General features: G+C 40.7%; 16 protein-coding genes. 14 read left to right on the top strand and 2 right to left on the bottom strand.

Annotated elements, in window-relative coordinates:
• Positions 1-411 precede the first annotated feature (411 nt).
• Positions 412-3090: a DNA gyrase subunit A gene (gene gyrA, locus ACHUGF_RS06115; RefSeq protein WP_394129906.1), complete on the top strand. Its 2679-nt coding sequence runs from the start codon at positions 412-414 to the stop codon at positions 3088-3090.
• 189 nt (positions 3091-3279) lie between these two features.
• The gene (serC, locus tag ACHUGF_RS06110) at positions 3280-4335 is read left to right on the top strand and encodes a 3-phosphoserine/phosphohydroxythreonine transaminase (RefSeq protein ID WP_394130128.1); all 1056 of its coding nucleotides are present in this window, start codon (positions 3280-3282) and stop codon (positions 4333-4335) included.
• 106 nt (positions 4336-4441) lie between these two features.
• On the opposite strand, the gene ACHUGF_RS06105 is transcribed toward serC, so the two are convergent.
• Complete coding sequence (locus ACHUGF_RS06105) at positions 4442-5635, bottom strand: amino acid aminotransferase (protein ID WP_394129905.1); 1194 nt, start codon at positions 5633-5635, stop codon at positions 4442-4444.
• A gap of 387 nt (positions 5636-6022) precedes the next feature.
• On the opposite strand from ACHUGF_RS06105, the gene aroA reads away from it, so the two are divergent.
• From aroA to ACHUGF_RS06060, 9 genes are all read left to right on the top strand, one after another.
• A complete protein-coding gene (aroA, locus tag ACHUGF_RS06100) occupies positions 6023-7303 on the top strand; it encodes a 3-phosphoshikimate 1-carboxyvinyltransferase (protein ID WP_394129904.1) in 1281 nt (426 codons plus the stop codon).
• A gap of 169 nt (positions 7304-7472) precedes the next feature.
• Positions 7473-8162 (top strand): (d)CMP kinase, encoded by a 690-nt coding sequence (gene cmk, locus ACHUGF_RS06095; RefSeq protein ID WP_394129903.1) that lies wholly within the window; start codon positions 7473-7475, stop codon positions 8160-8162.
• A 98-nt stretch (positions 8163-8260) separates the two neighbouring features.
• Positions 8261-9928, top strand: coding sequence for a 30S ribosomal protein S1 (gene rpsA, locus ACHUGF_RS06090; protein ID WP_394129902.1), 1668 nt, complete (start codon positions 8261-8263; stop codon positions 9926-9928).
• A gap of 78 nt (positions 9929-10006) precedes the next feature.
• Positions 10007-10294, top strand: a complete 288-nt coding sequence (gene ihfB / locus ACHUGF_RS06085; RefSeq protein WP_394129901.1) for an integration host factor subunit beta — start codon at positions 10007-10009, stop codon at positions 10292-10294.
• 123 nt (positions 10295-10417) lie between these two features.
• Complete coding sequence (locus tag ACHUGF_RS06080) at positions 10418-10705, top strand: LapA family protein (protein ID WP_394129900.1); 288 nt, start codon at positions 10418-10420, stop codon at positions 10703-10705.
• A 1-nt stretch (position 10706) separates the two neighbouring features.
• Entirely contained in the window at positions 10707-11867 is a 1161-nt protein-coding gene (lapB, locus tag ACHUGF_RS06075; RefSeq protein ID WP_394129899.1) for a lipopolysaccharide assembly protein LapB, read from the top strand.
• A gap of 22 nt (positions 11868-11889) precedes the next feature.
• A complete protein-coding gene (pyrF, locus tag ACHUGF_RS06070; RefSeq protein WP_394129898.1) occupies positions 11890-12588 on the top strand; it encodes an orotidine-5'-phosphate decarboxylase in 699 nt (232 codons plus the stop codon).
• A gap of 22 nt (positions 12589-12610) precedes the next feature.
• Complete coding sequence (locus ACHUGF_RS06065; RefSeq protein ID WP_394129897.1) at positions 12611-13423, top strand: SDR family oxidoreductase; 813 nt, start codon at positions 12611-12613, stop codon at positions 13421-13423.
• A 16-nt stretch (positions 13424-13439) separates the two neighbouring features.
• The gene (locus tag ACHUGF_RS06060; protein ID WP_394129896.1) at positions 13440-13991 is read left to right on the top strand and encodes a DUF2058 domain-containing protein; all 552 of its coding nucleotides are present in this window, start codon (positions 13440-13442) and stop codon (positions 13989-13991) included.
• A gap of 89 nt (positions 13992-14080) precedes the next feature.
• Here the strand turns inward: ACHUGF_RS06060 and ACHUGF_RS06055 are convergent, their stop codons facing one another.
• Entirely contained in the window at positions 14081-15478 is a 1398-nt protein-coding gene (locus ACHUGF_RS06055; RefSeq protein ID WP_394129895.1) for an endonuclease/exonuclease/phosphatase family protein, read from the bottom strand.
• A gap of 351 nt (positions 15479-15829) precedes the next feature.
• Here ACHUGF_RS06055 and ACHUGF_RS06050 point away from each other — a divergent pair, with 351 nt between their 5' ends.
• The 3 genes from ACHUGF_RS06050 to prpC all read left to right on the top strand — a co-directional run bounded on the left by ACHUGF_RS06050 (position 15830) and on the right by prpC (position 18674).
• On the top strand, positions 15830-16486 hold the full coding sequence (locus tag ACHUGF_RS06050) for a GntR family transcriptional regulator (RefSeq protein ID WP_394129894.1): 657 nt from the start codon (positions 15830-15832) through the stop codon (positions 16484-16486).
• Positions 16487-16610: 124 nt separating this feature from the next.
• The gene (gene prpB, locus ACHUGF_RS06045) at positions 16611-17489 is read left to right on the top strand and encodes a methylisocitrate lyase (RefSeq protein WP_394129893.1); all 879 of its coding nucleotides are present in this window, start codon (positions 16611-16613) and stop codon (positions 17487-17489) included.
• A gap of 60 nt (positions 17490-17549) precedes the next feature.
• A complete protein-coding gene (prpC, locus tag ACHUGF_RS06040; RefSeq protein WP_394129892.1) occupies positions 17550-18674 on the top strand; it encodes a bifunctional 2-methylcitrate synthase/citrate synthase in 1125 nt (374 codons plus the stop codon).
• Positions 18675-18803 lie beyond the last annotated feature (129 nt).

Genomic DNA, 18803 nt, shown 5'->3' with positions numbered 1-18803 from the left:
GGATAATTTATGTCATTATAACGATATCCATTTGAATAAAAATAGCGTTTTTGAATTGCCGTGTCAGTTTGCTATTTTTTAATCAATCTTGGACGGGGAAATGGTTTCAACCTTTAAGAAGGCGATAGTAATAATTTTTTATAGCTGGCGGTGATAAATTGAACAATGATTTTGCATCTGATGATTATTTGCTAACCATATTATGTTTCCCTTATTAAATATTGATAGCGAGCAAGCTTCATAAAAATAAAAATTTCCAATAAATCTAATAAATTGGCAGTTAAATTTGAATTGCATAGGGTTTACTCTAGCGACAAAAATTATCTGTGTTAGAATGCCAAATCACGTTTAAAAGCTCAGCTGTAATATGGACTATTTGCAGCAGGCTAATTTTAGAGGAACGAGCAGTTTATGACTGATCTGGCATCATCTATTTCGCCAATTAACATCGAAGACGAACTCAAAAATTCGTACCTTGATTACGCAATGAGTGTAATCGTTGGTCGTGCATTACCAGATGTTCGTGACGGCCTTAAGCCAGTTCACCGTCGTGTGTTATTTGCGATGAATGAACTTAAAAACGATTGGAACAAACCATATAAAAAATCCGCTCGTGTTGTTGGTGACGTAATCGGTAAATATCACCCACATGGTGACTCAGCTGTTTATGACACGATCGTACGTATGGCGCAGCCTTTCTCTTTACGCTACACACTTGTCGACGGCCAGGGTAACTTTGGTTCTGTAGATGGTGATTCAGCGGCAGCAATGCGTTATACCGAAATCCGTATGGAGAAGTTAGCGCACTCACTATTAGCTGATTTAGAAAAAGAAACCGTTGACTATGTACCTAACTATGATGGTACAGAACACATTCCTGCCGTGTTACCGACACGTATTCCAAATTTATTAGTCAATGGTGCATCTGGTATCGCGGTAGGTATGGCGACGAACATTCCGCCACATAACCTAACTGAAGTTGTTAATGGCTGTTTAGCGCTTATTGAAGAGCCTAGCTTATCCATTGAACAACTAATGGAGTACATCCCAGGGCCAGACTTCCCAACTGCTGCAACCATTAATGGTCGTAAAGGTATTATTGATGCTTACAACACGGGTCGTGGCCGTGCGGTAATGCGTGCCAAAGCAGATGTAGAAGAAGAAAATGGCCGCGAGAGAATTATTGTTACTGAGATCCCATATCAGGTTAACAAAGCTCGTTTAATTGAAAAAATTGCTGAGCTAGTTAAAGACAAGCGCATTGAAGGTATTAGTGGCTTACGCGATGAGTCTGATAAAGACGGAATGCGTATCGTTATTGAAATCAAACGTGGTGAAGTAGGTGAAGTTGTACTGAACAACTTATACGCACAAACGCAATTGCAGTGTTCATTTGGTATCAACATGGTTGCGCTGACTAACGGTCAACCTAAGTTGTTTAACCTGAAAGAAATGCTTGAGTGTTTCATTTTACACCGCCGTGAAGTTGTAACACGACGTACCGTTTTTGAATTACGCAAAGCTCGTGAACGTGCGCATATTCTTGAAGCGTTAGCGATTGCATTAGCCAATATTGATCCTGTGATTGCTTTGATCAAAGCATCACCAACCCCTGCTGAAGCGAAAGAGAAACTAGTCGCTCAAGGTTGGGCACTCGGTAATGTGCAAGGCATGCTTGAAAAAGCCGGTGATGATGCCGCTCGTCCAGAATGGTTAGAGCCTGAATATGGTATCCGTGACGGTCAGTATTATCTTACTGAGCAACAAGCTCAGGCGATCCTAGAGCTTCGCTTACATCGTTTAACCGGCCTTGAGCACGAGAAGATCTTAGCTGAATATGAAGAGCTACTTGAGTTCATTGCGGGTCTACTGTTCATTCTTCGTAGCCCTGAACGTTTAATGGAAGTCATTAAAGAAGAGTTAAAAGAAATTCTTGAACAATATGGTGATGAGCGCCGCACGGTGATCAACCAAAATGAAGTTGATATGAGTCTTGAAGATCTTATTAACGAAGAAGATGTGGTTGTGACCTTGTCTCATATGGGTTATGCCAAGTACCAGCCTTTGACTGACTACCAAGCTCAACGACGTGGTGGTAAAGGTAAAGCCGCAACGAAAGTAAAAGATGAAGATTTTGTCGAAAAACTATTAGTTGCCAATACCCATGACACTATCTTGTGCTTCTCTGATTTCGGTAAGATGTACTGGTTAAAAGTCTATCAATTACCATTAGCCAGCCGTACCGCGCGTGGTCGTCCAATCATTAATTTATTACCATTGTCTGATGGCGAGCGAATTACCGCTATTCTGCCTGTACGTGAGTATGCAGATGATAAATACATTGTGATGGCAACATCTCACGGTACAGTGAAGAAAACAGCACTAACGGCTTACAGTAACCCTCGTGCAAACGGCATTATTGCAGTTAATTTGAAAGACGATGACCAACTAATTGGTGTCGATATTACCGATGGTAGTAATGACATCATGTTGTTCTCTAACGAAGGTAAAGTCGTTCGTTTCAACGAGAAAGTGCGTGATTCAGAAACCGGTGAAATTAAGAAAGATCCTGAAACTGGCGAAGAGCTCATTGCTATTCGTGCAATGGGTCGTACAGCCACTGGTGTTCGCGGTATCAAGCTTGAAGATGGTCAAAAAGTCGTTTCGATGATCATTCCGAAAGAAGAAGGTGCAATCCTAACGGTAACAGAAAATGGTTACGGTAAGCGTACTGAACTTTCTGAGTACCCAGCGAAGAGCCGTGGTACTAAAGGTGTTGTTTCGATTAAGGTAAGTGACCGTAATGGTTCAGTTGTTGGCGCTGTACAAGTTGGCGGGAATGACGAAATCATGTTGATCAGTGATAAAGGTACCTTAGTAAGAACGCCAGCTGATGGTGTTTCTAAAATTGGTCGTAATACACAAGGTGTGACCATTATTAGAACCGCTGATGATGAGAAAGTAGTTGGCTTGCAACGTATTGAAGAAATTCAAGCTGATGAAACTCTAGAAGCAGAATTAGATGCTGCAGAAGAGCAAACTCAAGCTGAATCAGCTTCTACTGAGAATACTGAGTCAGATCCAGAATAAACCTCAGTTGTGATGAAATGAAGAGTGCCAATTGGCACTCTTTTTTTTTGTTCAAAATTATTCATGTTGGAAAGCGTAAAAGGCTATTAAAGTTACTTTGAAATACTTAGTATGTAGCTTGGTCAATGCAATCAATATGTAAAGGAGTCATTTGTGGTGGAGAAGTTTAATTTCTGTGCGGGGCCAGCAATGTTACCTGCAGCTGTTATGCAAAAAGCGCAACAGGAATTAGTTGATTGGAATGGCCTTGGTGTTTCTGTGATGGAAATAAGCCATCGTAGCAAAGCATTTATTTATTTAGCCAAGCAAGCTGAGCTCGACTTACGTGAGTTAATGCAGATCCCTGAAAATTACCAAGTGTTATTTATGCATGGTGGTGGTCGCGCTCAATTCACCAATATTGTCACTAATTTTTTAGGTGATAATGGTCGTGCTTTATATCTGACTTCTGGCCAATGGTCTAGTAGTGCAGTAAAAGAGGCACGAAAGTTAGTCGGTGAGTCTGCAATTGATGAGTTATTGATTACACAACGCAATGGTGAGTCTGTAGACGTTAACATACCTGAGTTAACAGGCGAGAAATCACAATACCGTTATGTGCATTACTGTCCAAACGAGACGGTTGATGGCATCGAGATATTCGATAGCATCACTAGCCCATGGCCTGTAATAGCGGATATGTCTTCAACCATCATGTCCCGTCAAATTGATGTGAGTAAATTCGCTGTAATTTATGCCGGCGCACAGAAAAATATCGGTCCATCAGGTTTATCAATTGTCATTGTACGTGATGACATGCTCACCTTACCGAAATTACCTCAATCTTCTGTCATGGATTATGCAATAGCAGCTGAAAATGACTCTATGTTTAATACACCGCCAACGTTTGCTTGGTATTTGGCAGCAGAAGTCTTTAAATGGCTAAAAGCATTAGGTGGCGTTGAGCATGTTGCGAAAGTAAATCAACAAAAGGCTGAATTACTCTATCAATGTATTGATAGTAACCCTTTCTATACAAACAGTGTTAAGAAGTCATTTCGCTCCAATATGAACGTCACTTTTAAGCTTGTGGATGATAAATTAGATAAGCAATTTTTAGCACAAGCTGAACAAGCAGGTTTGTTAGCATTAAAAGGGCACAGAGTAGTCGGTGGTATGCGCGCCAGTATTTATAATGCGATGCCGCTGGCAGGGGTACAACGTTTAGTTGATTTCATGCAAGCATTTGCAGACGAACATCAATAAAAGCCCGCCATGTACAAAAAGAGCGCAAATGCGCTCTTTTTAATATTCAAACTCTTCAGATTATTCAATTCAGCGCTAAAGAAAGCGTGTCGGTAGAAATAACCGTTTATTTGATAACCTTTGCGATGCAATGAGCAAGATACTCAACATTCGCACTGCTGATCCCAGCGATACTGATCCTGCTTGAATCGACCATGTAAATACTGTGATCATGCTTAAGTGTCATGACTTGTTCAGATGAGACACCGAGGAAAGAAAACATTCCTTTTTGCTGCGCAATAAAGCTGAAATCTCTATCTACACCTAACTTATGTAGCTCATTAACTAGCATAGTACGATTGCCGTTAATTCTGTCTCGCATAACAGCAAGCTCTTGTTGCCATTGCTGATTTAACGTGTCATCAGCCAAAATGGTTTCAACAATTGCAGCGCCATGTGCTGGCGGCATAGAGTAAATACAACGCACAACATACAGTAATACTGAAAATGCTGTATTAGCTTGAGCTGAATCTGAACCTAAGATAGTGCAAGCGCCAATTCTTTCGCGGTATAAACCAAAGTTTTTAGAACACGAACTACAAAGGATCATGTTTTCAACTGCTTTGGCCATCTCCCTTACACCGTAGGCATCTTCATCTAATCCATCACCAAACCCTTGATAAGCCATGTCGATCAACGGAGTAAAGCCTTGCTTAACCGTGACTTCAATAACTTCATCCCACTGGGCTGGTGTTAAATCCATACCACTTGGGTTATGACAACAAGCATGTAATAACACAACATCATCTTTATTAACTTGCTGAAGCTGCTGCATCATTTGATCAAATTTTAATGACTTATTATCGTAGTCATAATAAGGGTAGGTTTTAACCGTGATACCGGCGGCTTCAAACAAACCGGTATGATTTGCCCAAGTAGGGTCGCTCACCCACAATACGGCATCAGGATGGCATCGCTTAATGAAATCAGCTGCAACACGTAATGCGCCAGTACCACCAGGTGTCGATACCGTTCTCACTCGATCTGCTAGTAATGCAGGATGTGTTTTACCAAATGCAAGTACTGACATTAATTGGTTAAATTGTGCAGAACCCGTTGGCCCTATATAGACCTTGGTATCTTCAGTTTCAAATCGACGCTGCTCTGCTATTTTTACGCAGTCAAGAATCGGAGTATGGCCGGCAGGATCTTTATAGACGCCAACACCCAAGTCGATTTTTTGTGGGTGTGTATCCTCTCTATATTGAGTCAAAAGACCTAAAATAGGATCTGCGGGTAGGGCAGTGAGTGAATTGAACATTCCTTATTACCTTTTTTAGCGTTTATCACATGTTATGTTGATATGGAGAATAACGTGGAATAGCATGCTAATAAACGTTTTATTGAGTTGTTGTTTCATTAACTGTCATGTTAGGTAAAACAATTTTGGCAAATAAACCTGACACAATTTAATTTCTGATTTTTTCAAGGTCTCAATTTTCACCAGAGATTATCAAATTTCTTTCATTAAACGCTTTAAAGGGCTTATTTTAGCTAATTAACAGTTGCAACCTCGCGTACAATCAGTAATGTAATAGGCAACCATTACACCTTTAAAGTTGTCAACCAATCTTGCCAAGCATGTTTGGTTAAATTTCTGCAAACACAGGTATTTAAAATACCTTATGCCGTATATAGAAGATCTTAAATGAAACAATTAAAACTTGCTCACGTCAGCACCATGAATGGTGAAATTAATATCCCAGGCTCAAAAAGTATTTCTAATCGGGCGCTGTTACTGGCCTCGCTTGCTCAAGGCAAAACAACACTGACTAATCTTCTAGATTCAGATGATATTCGATATATGCTGAAATCATTAGCGCAGTTGGGCGTTGAATATCAATTGGAGCAAGACAACACGGTATGTCATGTAACTGGTTTAAATGGCTCAATCAATAGTGAAATAGCCCAAACCCTATTTTTAGGTAATGCTGGTACCGCGATGCGTCCATTATGTGCGGCATTAACGCTCGGCAGCGGTGAATTCACGCTAACGGGTGAGCCAAGAATGGAAGAGCGTCCAATTGGCGATCTCGTTGATGCGCTGCGTCAGTTAGGTGCTGATATCACCTATTTAAAAAATGATGGATTTCCACCGTTAACCATTAATGCAACAGGCCTAAATGGCGGTGAAGTTGATATAGCTGGTGATTTATCAAGTCAATTTCTAACAGCTTTATTGATGGTTGCCCCCCTAACTAAAGATGATGTGAACATTAATATCACAGGTGAGTTAGTCTCTAAACCTTATATCGATATCACCATTGCCTTAATGGCCAAATTCGGTGTTGAAGTGATCAACCATAATTATGTACGTTTTGAAATTAAGTCAGGTCAGCGTTATGTGTCACCAGGGAGGCTATTGGTTGAAGGGGACGCATCATCAGCTTCTTACTTCCTTGCTGCCGGCGCGATTCAAGGCGGAGAAGTAAAGGTCACTGGTGTTGGTAAAAAGAGTATTCAGGGCGATGTGAAATTTGCTGATGCCTTAGCTGCGATGGGGGCAGATATAGAATGGGGCGATGACTACATCATTGCGCGTAAATCTAAATTACAGGCCATTGATATGGACATGAATCATATCCCAGATGCGGCAATGACAATTGCAACAGCAGCCTTATTTGCCCAAGGCACTACTCGCATGACTAATATATACAATTGGCGCATAAAAGAGACGGATAGATTAGCAGCAATGGCAACTGAATTACGTAAAGTGGGCGCAACGGTTGATGAAGGTCATGACTATATTACAATTACACCGCCAGAGACGATTAATACTGCAGATATAGATACTTATAACGATCATCGTATGGCAATGTGCTTCTCAATGGTGGCATTTGCTGATTGTGGTATTACGATAAATGACCCCGATTGTACTTCTAAAACTTTCCCTGATTATTTCAATCAATTTGCACGTTTATCTGCATAAGTTGTCTGCCCAAGGTTGAGTAACATCAAACTTGGGCTAGTTAACTGTCCGACCAGACTAACTTAATAAAAAAACGCAGTATTTAACATTGATTTGTTATACAATGCGGCCGCTTATTTTTGGTTAACCCTTTTGTTTTTCATGGAAGATGGTTTTTTCGGAGGAAATTATGTCTGTTCGAGCTCCTATTATCACCGTTGATGGTCCAAGCGGTGCAGGCAAAGGGACGATCAGCCAGTTATTAGCGCAGAAGTTAGGCTGGCATTTATTAGACAGCGGCGCTATTTATCGGGTACTGGCACTCGCTGCGATTCATCATGATGTTGAATTAGAAAATGAAGAAGCAATTACACTGCTTGCAGCTCACTTAGACGTAAAGTTTATCTCAAACGCAGATTTAGATGGAATTAAAGTTGTGCTTGAAGGTGAAGACGTTACTACGGCTATCCGTTCTCAAGATGTTTCTAATGCAGCTTCTAAAGTTGCTTCGTTACCTCGAGTACGTGAAGCGTTATTGCGTAGGCAACGCGCGTTTAGCGCGGAACCCGGTCTAGTGGCAGATGGCCGCGACATGGGAACAGTGGTTTTTCCTGACGCACCAGTCAAACTTTTCTTGACTGCCTCAGCTGAAGAAAGAGCGCAACGACGCTATAATCAGTTGCAGGACAAGGGCTTCGATGTTAAAATCGACCGCCTTTTAGCTGAAATTATTGAGCGTGATGACCGCGATATGAATCGTGCAGCCGCACCTTTAAAACCAGCTGAAGATGCCTTAGTGATTGACACTACCGGTATTGGAATTGAAGGCGTGCTTGAGTTAGTACTTGAGCATGTAAACAAATTAATTACTGTCAAATAACCTTTGGCAGTAGGTATTTAGGTTAAGGACAATCTAAATTATATTACTCGACTCCACATCTAGGATGGATAGTGGTTTATTACATAAGTAACTTAAAAATGACTGAATCTTTTGCTGATCTGTTTGAACAATCTTTAAATGAACTTGAGTTCCGTCCTGGTTCTATCGTACGTGGTGTTGTTGTAGCCATTGAAAACGGTATGGTACTAGTTGACGCTGGTCTTAAGTCTGAAAGCCCAATTTCTGCTGACGAATTCAAAAATGCACAAGGCGTTTTAGAAATTCAAGTTGGCGACGAAGTTGACGTAGCACTTGACTCTGTTGAAGATGGTTTTGGTGAAACTCAACTATCTCGCGAGAAAGCTAAGCGCCACGAAGCTTGGATTGTTCTAGAAAAAGCTTACGAAGATGCTGAAACTGTAATCGGTGTCATCAATGGTAAAGTTAAAGGTGGTTTCACTGTTGAATTAAACGGTATCCGCGCTTTCTTACCAGGTTCTCTAGTAGACGTTCGCCCAGTTCGCGATACTGCTCACCTAGAGTACAAAGAATTAGAATTCAAAGTAATCAAACTTGACCAGAAGCGTAACAACGTTGTTGTTTCTCGTCGTGCTGTTATCGAATCAGAAAGCAGTGCAGAACGTGATGCTCTTCTTGAAAACCTTCAAGAAGGTCAAGCAGTTAAAGGTATCGTTAAGAACCTTACTGACTACGGTGCATTCGTAGACTTAGGTGGCGTTGACGGTCTTCTACATATCACTGATATGGCTTGGAAGCGCGTTAAGCACCCATCTGAAATCGTAAATGTTGGTGACGAAATCAACGTTAAAGTTCTTAAGTACGATCGTGAGCGTACTCGCGTATCACTAGGTCTTAAGCAACTTGGCGAAGATCCATGGTTAGAAATCAGCAAGCGCTACCCAGAAAGCACACGTTTAACTGGTCGCGTAACTAACCTAACTGACTACGGTTGTTTCGTTGAAATTGAAGAAGGCGTTGAAGGTCTTGTTCACGTTTCTGAAATGGATTGGACTAACAAGAACATCCACCCATCTAAAGTTGTTAACTTAGGTGACGAAGTTGAAGTTCTAGTTCTTGACATTGATGAAGAGCGTCGTCGTATCTCTCTTGGTCTTAAGCAATGTAAGACTAACCCATGGGATGATTTCGCATCTAAATTCAACAAAGGCGACAAAGTATCAGGTAAGATCAAGTCTATCACTGACTTTGGTATCTTCATTGGTCTTGACGGTGGCATCGATGGTCTTGTTCACCTATCTGACATTTCTTGGAATGGTACTGGCGAAGATGCAGTATCTGAGTACAAGAAAGGTGATGAAATCCACGCAGTAGTTCTTTCTGTTGACCCAGAGCGCGAGCGTATCAGCTTAGGCGTTAAGCAAACAGAAGACGATCCTTTCAATGCATACTTGGCAGATAAGAAGAAAGGTACTATTGTAACTGGTACAGTATCAGCAGTTGACGCTAAAGGTGTTACTGTTGAACTAGCAGAAACAGTTGAAGGTTACATTCGTGTAGCTGACATCTCTGCAGAACGCATTGAAGATGCTTCTACTGTGTTCTCTGTGGGTGAAGCTGTTGAAGCTAAGTTCATGGGTGTTGATCGCAAGAACCGTTCTATCAGCCTATCTATCCGTGCGAAAGATGAAGCTGAGCAGAAAGAAGCGATGGCATCATTGAACAAGCAAGAAGATGCTGTAATCAGCAACGCAATGGCTGAAGCGTTTAAAGCGGCTCGTAAATAATCACGATCGTCTGATGTATAGGGAGTTTTACTCCCTATTAGGCGACTGTAATTGGCTTGATAATAGGGGATAGCTAGGATGACAAAATCTGAACTTATCGAAAAACTCGCCACTGGGCAGTCGCAGCTGTCGGCGAAAGAAGTGGAAAGCGCAATCAAAGAAATGTTAGAGCAAATGGCGACAACATTAGAAAGCGGAGATCGTATTGAAATCCGTGGTTTTGGTAGTTTCTCACTTCATTATCGTGCACCACGTGTTGGCCGTAATCCTAAAACTGGTACTTCAGTTGAACTGGATGGCAAATATGTACCGCACTTTAAGCCGGGCAAAGAACTGCGTGAACGTGTCGATGCTGTTAATCACTAAATAGCATTTGCGTAAAAAGCCTCCTAATGGAGGCTTTTTTGTATCTAAACGAAAGCAATGCTGGTCAGTCGATAAAAATTCTTGGATAATCAATTATATTGTGAAGTGCAATGGGAGATAAATGTGAGATCATTTTTTGCCATCATTATTGTAGGTTTATGCTTTGTGTTGGCTCTAATTTTTGGTGCTAGAAATGAGCAGGTCGTTACAATTAGCTATTTTATTGCTGAAGGTGAATTTAGATTACCTATCGTACTCGCTGTGGTATTTCTTTCAGGTTTTGTCATCAGTTGGTTATTCGCGTCTTTTTATATTTTACGCATGAAAATGAAATTGAGAAAAGCTGAGAAACAGTTAGACAAGATACAAGATAATCAGCAACAAATCGCTATCGAGGAAAAAACAGCTTAATATGCTTGAGTTGTTATTTTTACTCTTACCCGTCGCCGCCGCATATGGTTGGTATATGGGACGACGTAGTATACGTTTGAGTCAGAATCATAAATCCAAAAAACTCAGTCGCGATTATTTTACTGGGTTAAATTTCTTGTTGTCTAATGAATCAGATAAAGCAGTTGATCTTTTTATCAGTATGTTAGATGTCGATGACGAAACTATTGATACTCACCTTTCATTAGGCTCACTGTTTAGAAAACGTGGAGAAGTGGACCGCTCCATTAAAATCCATCAAAATCTGATAGCGAGACCCTCCCTTACTACTGAACAACGCGACCTCGCAATGATGGAGCTGGGTAAAGATTATATGGCCGCTGGCTTTTATGACCGTGCCGAAGAAATATTTACCAACCTAGTTAATCAAGATGAACACAGTGACGAAGCTGAAACTCAATTAATCAATATTTATCAAATAACTAAAGAGTGGCAAAACGCCATTGATATTACTCTACGACTTCCTAAAAAACGTCAGCAACTTCTTAAATCAACTACTGCCCATTTCTTCTGTCAGTTAGCAGATGAAGCTGATGTTGAAACTAAGCAGATTAAATTATTACAGCAAGCCATCAAGCAAGATAAAAACTGCGGAAGAGCGTGGTTAACTTTAGCTAAGATTTATGTGGATCAACATCAGTTTGCCGATTGCAAAAAAAGCTTATCATCATTGTTGGCTGCTGATATTGACTTATTTGCTGATGGTCTCAGTTATGCTAAACAAGCATTTGAAGAAACTAACGATATCGATGGTTATGAGACAATGCTGCAAAAAGCAATTGAAGCAGGGGCGGGCGTCAGTGTTGTTGTTGCACTGGCTGAGTCAAAAATCTCCCATGAAAATGACAGTGTCGCTGAAAAGCTTATGTTGGATAGTTTATACCGTCATCCAACCATGAAAGGCTTCCGTCATTTAATGAATTTACATATCACCCAAGCAGAAGATGGTCAGGCTAAACAAAGTATGGCTATGCTAGGTAAACTAGTTGAACAACAAATTAAATTTCGTCCGAGCTTTAGGTGCACAGCTTGTGGCTTTCCATCACATGGCCTTTATTGGCATTGCCCTTCTTGTAAAGAGTGGGGCAGTATCAAGCGAGTAAAGGGATTAGATGGTGAATAAATATTTTACAGAGGAAAAAATTATGTCGCATAAGTCGATTTTGGTTGCTTTAGATTATGATAATCAAACTGAAGCTTTGTCTTTAATCGATAAGTTAGATCCTGAAATGTGTCGTTTGAAGGTAGGCAAGGAAATGTTTACCTTATTTGGCCCGGATTTAGTAAAACAAATACATCAACGCGGCTTTGATTTATTTCTAGATTTAAAATTTCACGATATACCAAATACTGTTGCTAAAGCTGTAGCCGCGACAGCGGAGCTTGGTGTATGGATGACAAATGTCCATGCAAGCGGTGGCTTAGCTATGATGCAAGCAGCAAAAAAAGCATTAGTACCTTATGGAAATGATGCGCCTCTATTAATCGCTGTAACAGTTTTGACATCAATGTCTGATAAAGACCTAGCGCTATTGGGAATTAATGTAGAGGCTAAAGAACATGTACTTCGTCTAGCGGGATTAACCCAACAAGCAGGGCTTGATGGGGTAGTTTGCTCAGCACAAGAAGCTATTTTGTTGAAAGATAATTTTGGTCAAGATTTTAAATTAATTACGCCTGGTATTCGACCTGTTGGCAGTGAAGCTGGTGATCAACACCGCGTAATGACACCACCACAAGCCATTGCCGCTGGCTCTGATTATCTTGTGATTGGACGTCCTATTACTAAAGCAGCAGATCCTTTGGCTGCACTGACTTCGATAGTCAATTCGTTAAAGGCTTAATCAAAATTGCTAAGGAAAGCTTATGTTTACATATCATAATAAGAACGTTGTTGTAGTAGGTGGAACGTCAGGTATTAACTTACAAATAGCCATCAGCTTTGCAGAAGCTGGTGCTAACGTTGCGGTCGCAAGTCGTAGTGAAGAAAAAGTTAAACATGCTGTTAGTCAATTACAACAGGCAAATTGTGATGGTAAACATTTAGGGCTTACATTTGATGTCAGGGATGAATCAGCAGTTATTGCTGGTTTTGAGCAAGTTGAAGCTGAGTACAAATACATTGATGTTTTAGTTAGTGGTGCAGCAGGTAACTTTCCTGCAAGTGCTGCCAAACTATCTTCAAATGGCTTTAAATCAGTAATGGACATCGATCTTTTAGGCAGTTTTCAGGTGTTAAAAAATGCCTATGGCTTATTGAACAAGCCAAATGCAAATATTATTCAAATCTCAGCGCCTCAGGCTTATATTGCAATGCCGTTGCAAGCTCATGTTTGTGCTGCAAAGGCCGGTGTAGATATGCTCACTCGTACATTGGCCATAGAGTGGGGTATGGAAGGTGTGCGTATCAACTCAATTGTGCCTGGCCCGATTGCAGATACTGAAGGGTTTAATCGTTTAGCACCAAGTGAAGAGCTTCAAGCACAAGTAGCCAGTAGTGTACCTTTACAGCGTAATGGCGCTAAACAAGATATTGCAAATGCTGCTTTGTTTTTAGGTTCTGAAATGGCTTCTTATATAACTGGCGTGGTTTTACCTGTTGACGGTGGTTGGTCACTCGGTGGTGCTAGCACAGCAATGTCACAATTAGGTAAAATGGCTGCCAAGCATGGTTTATAAATAGGTAGGATTTCTAATGGCAAATGCATTACAAGATCAGTTACTTAAAGCTGGTCTAGCAAGTAAGCAAAAAGTGCGTGACGTTAAAACACAAAAGCGCCGTAATAAAAAAGCAAAAGTAGACGATGGTAGTGCCGCATTAAAAGCGCAAATTGCTCAACAAAAAGCGCATCAAGTTGAGAAAGACAGAGCATTGAATGAACAGCGTTTCGCACAAGCAATGGAGAAAGGACAAGTAAGAGGTTTAATTACCGAGTTTACCCGTTGTGCGATTAGTATCGAAAAAGATGCTGACATTAAATTTAATTATACTTTAGCGAACAAAATCCACTCGGTTTACTTGACTGAAGATTTACAAAAGCAACTTTTAAATGGCAGTCTGGGTATTGTTCGTCATGAAGACAAAAGCTATTTAGTCCCTCATAAATTAGCTGAGCGAGTGAATTTACTCGTACCAGATTGGTGTGGTTATCTGTGGGATGCTTCAACTGCTGAATCTAACGAACAAGTGAGTGATGAAGATGATCCTTACGCAGGTTATGAAATTCCTGACGATTTAATGTGGTAATTGCACCTAGTATAAAAAAGCCATCGATTATGATGGCTTTTTACTTTATGTAGCATCACTAAGTCATTTTAATAGGGCTAATGACATGACTATAGTGCAACTTCAACCCAAAGTAGACGGTGATCTGAAGACAGATCTTTACTGGTACCGCCACCAACACGCTCATCATTGATAAATAAACGGCCATCTTCAAAACTTGCAGGCCAATATACACCTGAATCAATAACTTTTAAGTCGACAGATGGAATAACATGGTCAAGACGTAAGCCGGATACAGATGTGATCATATCAGGATATGGTGTAGACCAATTAGATTCACGGCATTCACCATTAGATAGACACTCTGGTCCACCGATACTCTTAGGCGCATGAATACCGAAGGTTGCATCATAGTTAACATGCTGACTGTTCATTAAGTCTTTGATGGTATCTAAGAAGCCATCACCACTTACTGGATCAGCGTTTAAGTCACCCATGATTACAAAAGAGGCATTGTTTACAATACCGCCTTTACCACCATTGTCGTCATAAATATAGCCGCCATTTCCAGAAATATAATCATTCCAGAATTTGATTTCTGCCCGGTTTAGCATTTTGTTATTTTCGGTAAGGGTATCGAAAATAGGGGGAGTAGGGTGTGACATCAATAGGTGTACAGTCTTGTTACCTTCTTCAGTAGGAATAATTACTGGCACATCAACATGGTTTTTTGAAGACATTGGTTTTTCAGCCCATGCTTCTGCGGTATACCACTCATCGCCACATGCCATTCCTTCAGGAATGTCATCCCTGTCACAATTGACAATTGTAGGATTAGTTTCACCAGGCATGTCTTTCCATTTGAAGTTTTGGAAAGTACGGATGTTGTCTTTATCAATTGGGTACTGGGAAAGTAAGCCGAAAGCGTATTGACCATGATAGAAGCCAAACCCCCATGCATCCCCAGGAAGCGCAATTTCGCCATTACGGTCTAAGTCAAAATCACTTAGCAAACCAGTGTTAGTCGCAAAGTTTTCAAAGTAACTGAAGTTAATTGGCTCAAGCATGATGTCGCCATCGGACGTGGCACCATTTGCTTTCTGTGGAACTGATAAATAGTTCAGGCGGAAACCTTGAATGGCTTCAAAATCCTCACCTAAGCCTTCATTATTAAACTCACCCATTTGTAATACAGCAGGACGCTCAGTTTGGATAATACCGGCAACATTACGGATTTGAATGATTTTTTTGGCAACGGCTAGCTCTTCTTCGGTTAACGTACCGTCAAACCATTTGTCCATATATACTTGTTGTTCAGCTGGCTTAATCCGCATTTCAGCAACAAGATCTTCATAGTTATTTCTATCAAAAGATAAGTTAAATGCTGCGAATCTTACATTGGTCGGTGTTGGTTCGACTTCAGGCGGATAAACATTTGTCTCATCATTACACCCCGTAAGTAGAGCCACACCGATTGCTGTGGCTGCGATAGTTTTTACTAATTTCATTTATTGACCCTCTTTATTATTTTTGTGCCTCCTATTTTGGAAGCGAGAAGATTTTAGTGGGATTTTTACACAAAATCATGAGCACACATCACAAATAGAGTATTAACTCAGATAGTTGCGTGAAATGTCGACAAGACTTACAAAATGATACAGACATTCAGGTTGGTTAATCCTCAACCATTCAATTGCAATACATATATCGAATGAGCATATGGTGTAAAAAGCGAGTTCATTAATTTGAAAGGGTTTTAAAGTGAACACAGATATTTTGTCGACAATAAGTGCCAAATTAGTTTTTCATTTGTTAAATTAGTGCTATATTGTCGACAACTATTAAGAAAAGACTCCTTAATGATGAATGCTAACTCAAAACCGATAACCGCGGCTGATAAGACTTTTATTGCCATTAGAGATCATATTGTTGAAGGTGATATTCCAGCTGGAAGCAAGTTGAGTGAAACGGAATTGTCGACAAATTATCAGGTAAGTCGTGCTGTTATCCGTGAAGCAATCAACCGCTTAGAATCATGCCACCTCGTTGAGCGTAAAGCCAATGTCGGTGCGAGAGTTGTGTCGCTGACTCATGAAGGTTTAATTGATTTATACCTTGTACGTGAGTCACTCGAGGGAATGGCGGCTCGTTTAGCGGCAACTAACATGAGCGAACCTGAGATAGCTGATCTCAACAAATTATTAGATTGTCACTTTGATGAAGTAAAACAAGGCCAGTCTTATTACCAAGAAGCAGGTGATGTGGACTTTCATTATCGCATTATTCTTGGCAGCAAAAATCAGCACCTTATTTCACTTCTTGTAGATGGCATCTACCACCTGATCAGAATGTATCGCGTACAGCAGGGAATGGCAGGTCCAAGAGTCTCAACTGCATTTGATGAACATAAACACATAGTACAAGCGATAACCAATCGCGATCCCGAACTTGCTGAAATGTTGATGCGACGACACATCATGTACTCAAGAAACAATATTGAACAAAAATTAGCCTAAACATTGTGCTTGATCAAAGCGTGTATACATTGAATCGCTTTTACTCAATGAACAATAGTGCAATCGGCCTTTTAAAAAATGACACTGTAATATCGATATAAATATTTCAAAACAAGGACATATTATGAGCGCAGGAAAGAAATTTCGCCAAGCATTAAAAGAAAACAAACCATTGCAAATTGTTGGCACCATCAATGCGTATTCAGCAATGATGGCTAAACAAATTGGTCACCAAGCCATTTATTTATCAGGTGGTGGTGTTGCAAATGCTTCATACGGTTTACCTGACCTTGGTATGACATCGCTTAATGATGTGATAGTTGATGTTCAACGAATTACAGCAGCGTGTGATTTACCGTTAATGGTAGATATTGATACAGGTTGGGGCGGTGCTTTTAATATTGCCAAAACAATTCGTGATATGGAAAAAGCAGGCGCTGCAGCTGTGCACATGGAAGATCAAGTAGCGCAAAAGCGTTGTGGTCATCGTCCAAATAAAGAAATCGTATCGACTGAAGAGATGGTTGATCGTATTAAAGCGGCAGTTGATGCACGCACTGACCCAGATTTTTTCATCATGGCGCGTACAGATTCCTTTGCGCAAGAAGGATTAGCAGCCGCAATTGAACGTGCTAAAGCATATGTTGCCGCAGGTGCTGACGGTATTTTTGCTGAAGCGGTTAAAACAGAAGAGCACTACCGTGCATTTGCTGAAGCGTTAGATGTGCCAATTTTGGCGAATATCACTGAATTTGGTCAAACTGAATTGTGGAATAAAGAGCAGCTTGGTGAGTGGGGCGCCGATATGGTGCTGTATCCATTAAGCGCATTTAGAGCAATGAATAAAGCGGCTGAATTAGTGTATAGCTCGATTTTGACAAATGGTGATCAAAAAGCCGTTATCGATACCATGCAAACCCGTATGGAATTATACGATTACCTTGGTTATCACGATTATGAACAGAAATTAGATCAGTTATTTGCTGACGGTAAAAACAAGTAAATCACTCAATCGCCCAAGGGAACTTGGGCCTGACAACACTTTAAAAATAGGAACGCAATCATGGTAGATAAAAAATTAGGTGGTGCAGGTTTACGTGGTCAAAGTGCTGGTGAGACAGCCCTTTGTACAGTGGGTAAGTCAGGTTCAGGCTTAACGTATTGTGGTTATGATGTCTCTGACTTAGCCGACAATGCAACGTTTGAAGAAGTCGCATATTTACTATTCAATGGTGAGCTACCAAACAGTGCACAACTCGATGCTTATAAAACACAGCTTCATACTATGCGCGATTTACCGCAAGCATTGAAAGAAGTCCTGCAACGCATTCCTGCTGATGCACATCCAATGGATGTGATGCGTACGGGTTGTTCTTTTTTAGGTAATTTGGAACCAGAAATTGATTTTACTGAGCAAAATAAAGCAGCTAATCGTTTATTAGCTGCGTTTCCTGCGATCATGGTTTATTGGTATAAATATTCTCATGAAGGTGTAGAGATCGATTGTGTGACTGATGAAGATTCAATTGGTGGGCACTTCTTAAAATTACTACGCGGTGAAACGCCATCTGATCAACATCGCAAAGTCATGGATGTGTCATTAATCCTGTATGCAGAGCATGAGTTTAATGCTTCTACCTTTACCGCACGTGTTTGTGCCTCAACGTTATCAGACATGTTCTCATGTATCACTGGTGCCATTGGTTCACTTCGCGGCCCATTGCATGGCGGTGCAAACGAAGCAGCAATGGATATGATCCAGAAATTTACTTCTCCTGTAGATGCAAAAGAGCAAATGGCTGGTATGTTAGCGCGTAAAGAAAAAATCATGGGCTTTGGCCATGCTATTTACCGTGAATCAGATCCCCGCAATGTGATTATTAAAGCTTGGTCAGAAAAATTGGCACAAGAGTTTGGTGATACTTCTCTTTATGACATTTCTGTTGCGTGTGAAGAGTTCATGTGGGATAGCAAGAAGCTTTTCTGTAATGCAGATTTCTTCCATGCATCGGCATATCACTTCATGGGCATTCCAACGAAATTATTCACTCCTATCTTTGTATGTTCGCGATTAACAGGTTGGGCAGCTCATGTTATGGAGCAGCGTGCCAATAATCGTATTATTCGTCCAAGTGCTGATTACACGGGTAGTGAACCACGCAAAGTCACGCCTATTGCACAGCGTTAATTGTTACATCTCATGATGTAATAAACAGTGAGCTTAGCAGTATGACCATTTGCTGCTAAGCACTTTGTATTTTTCGTGTAGGGTGCAGAGTGTTGCTCAGCTACCTTGTGCACTTAGATGTAAGAGATA

Origin of the sequence: Shewanella maritima, from assembly GCF_043643735.1 — a bacterium.
Taxonomy (GTDB): Bacteria; Pseudomonadota; Gammaproteobacteria; order Enterobacterales; family Shewanellaceae; genus Shewanella; species Shewanella maritima_A.
Note: the sequence above shows the minus strand (reverse complement) of the source record. Positions and strands in the feature narration are given on the sequence as shown.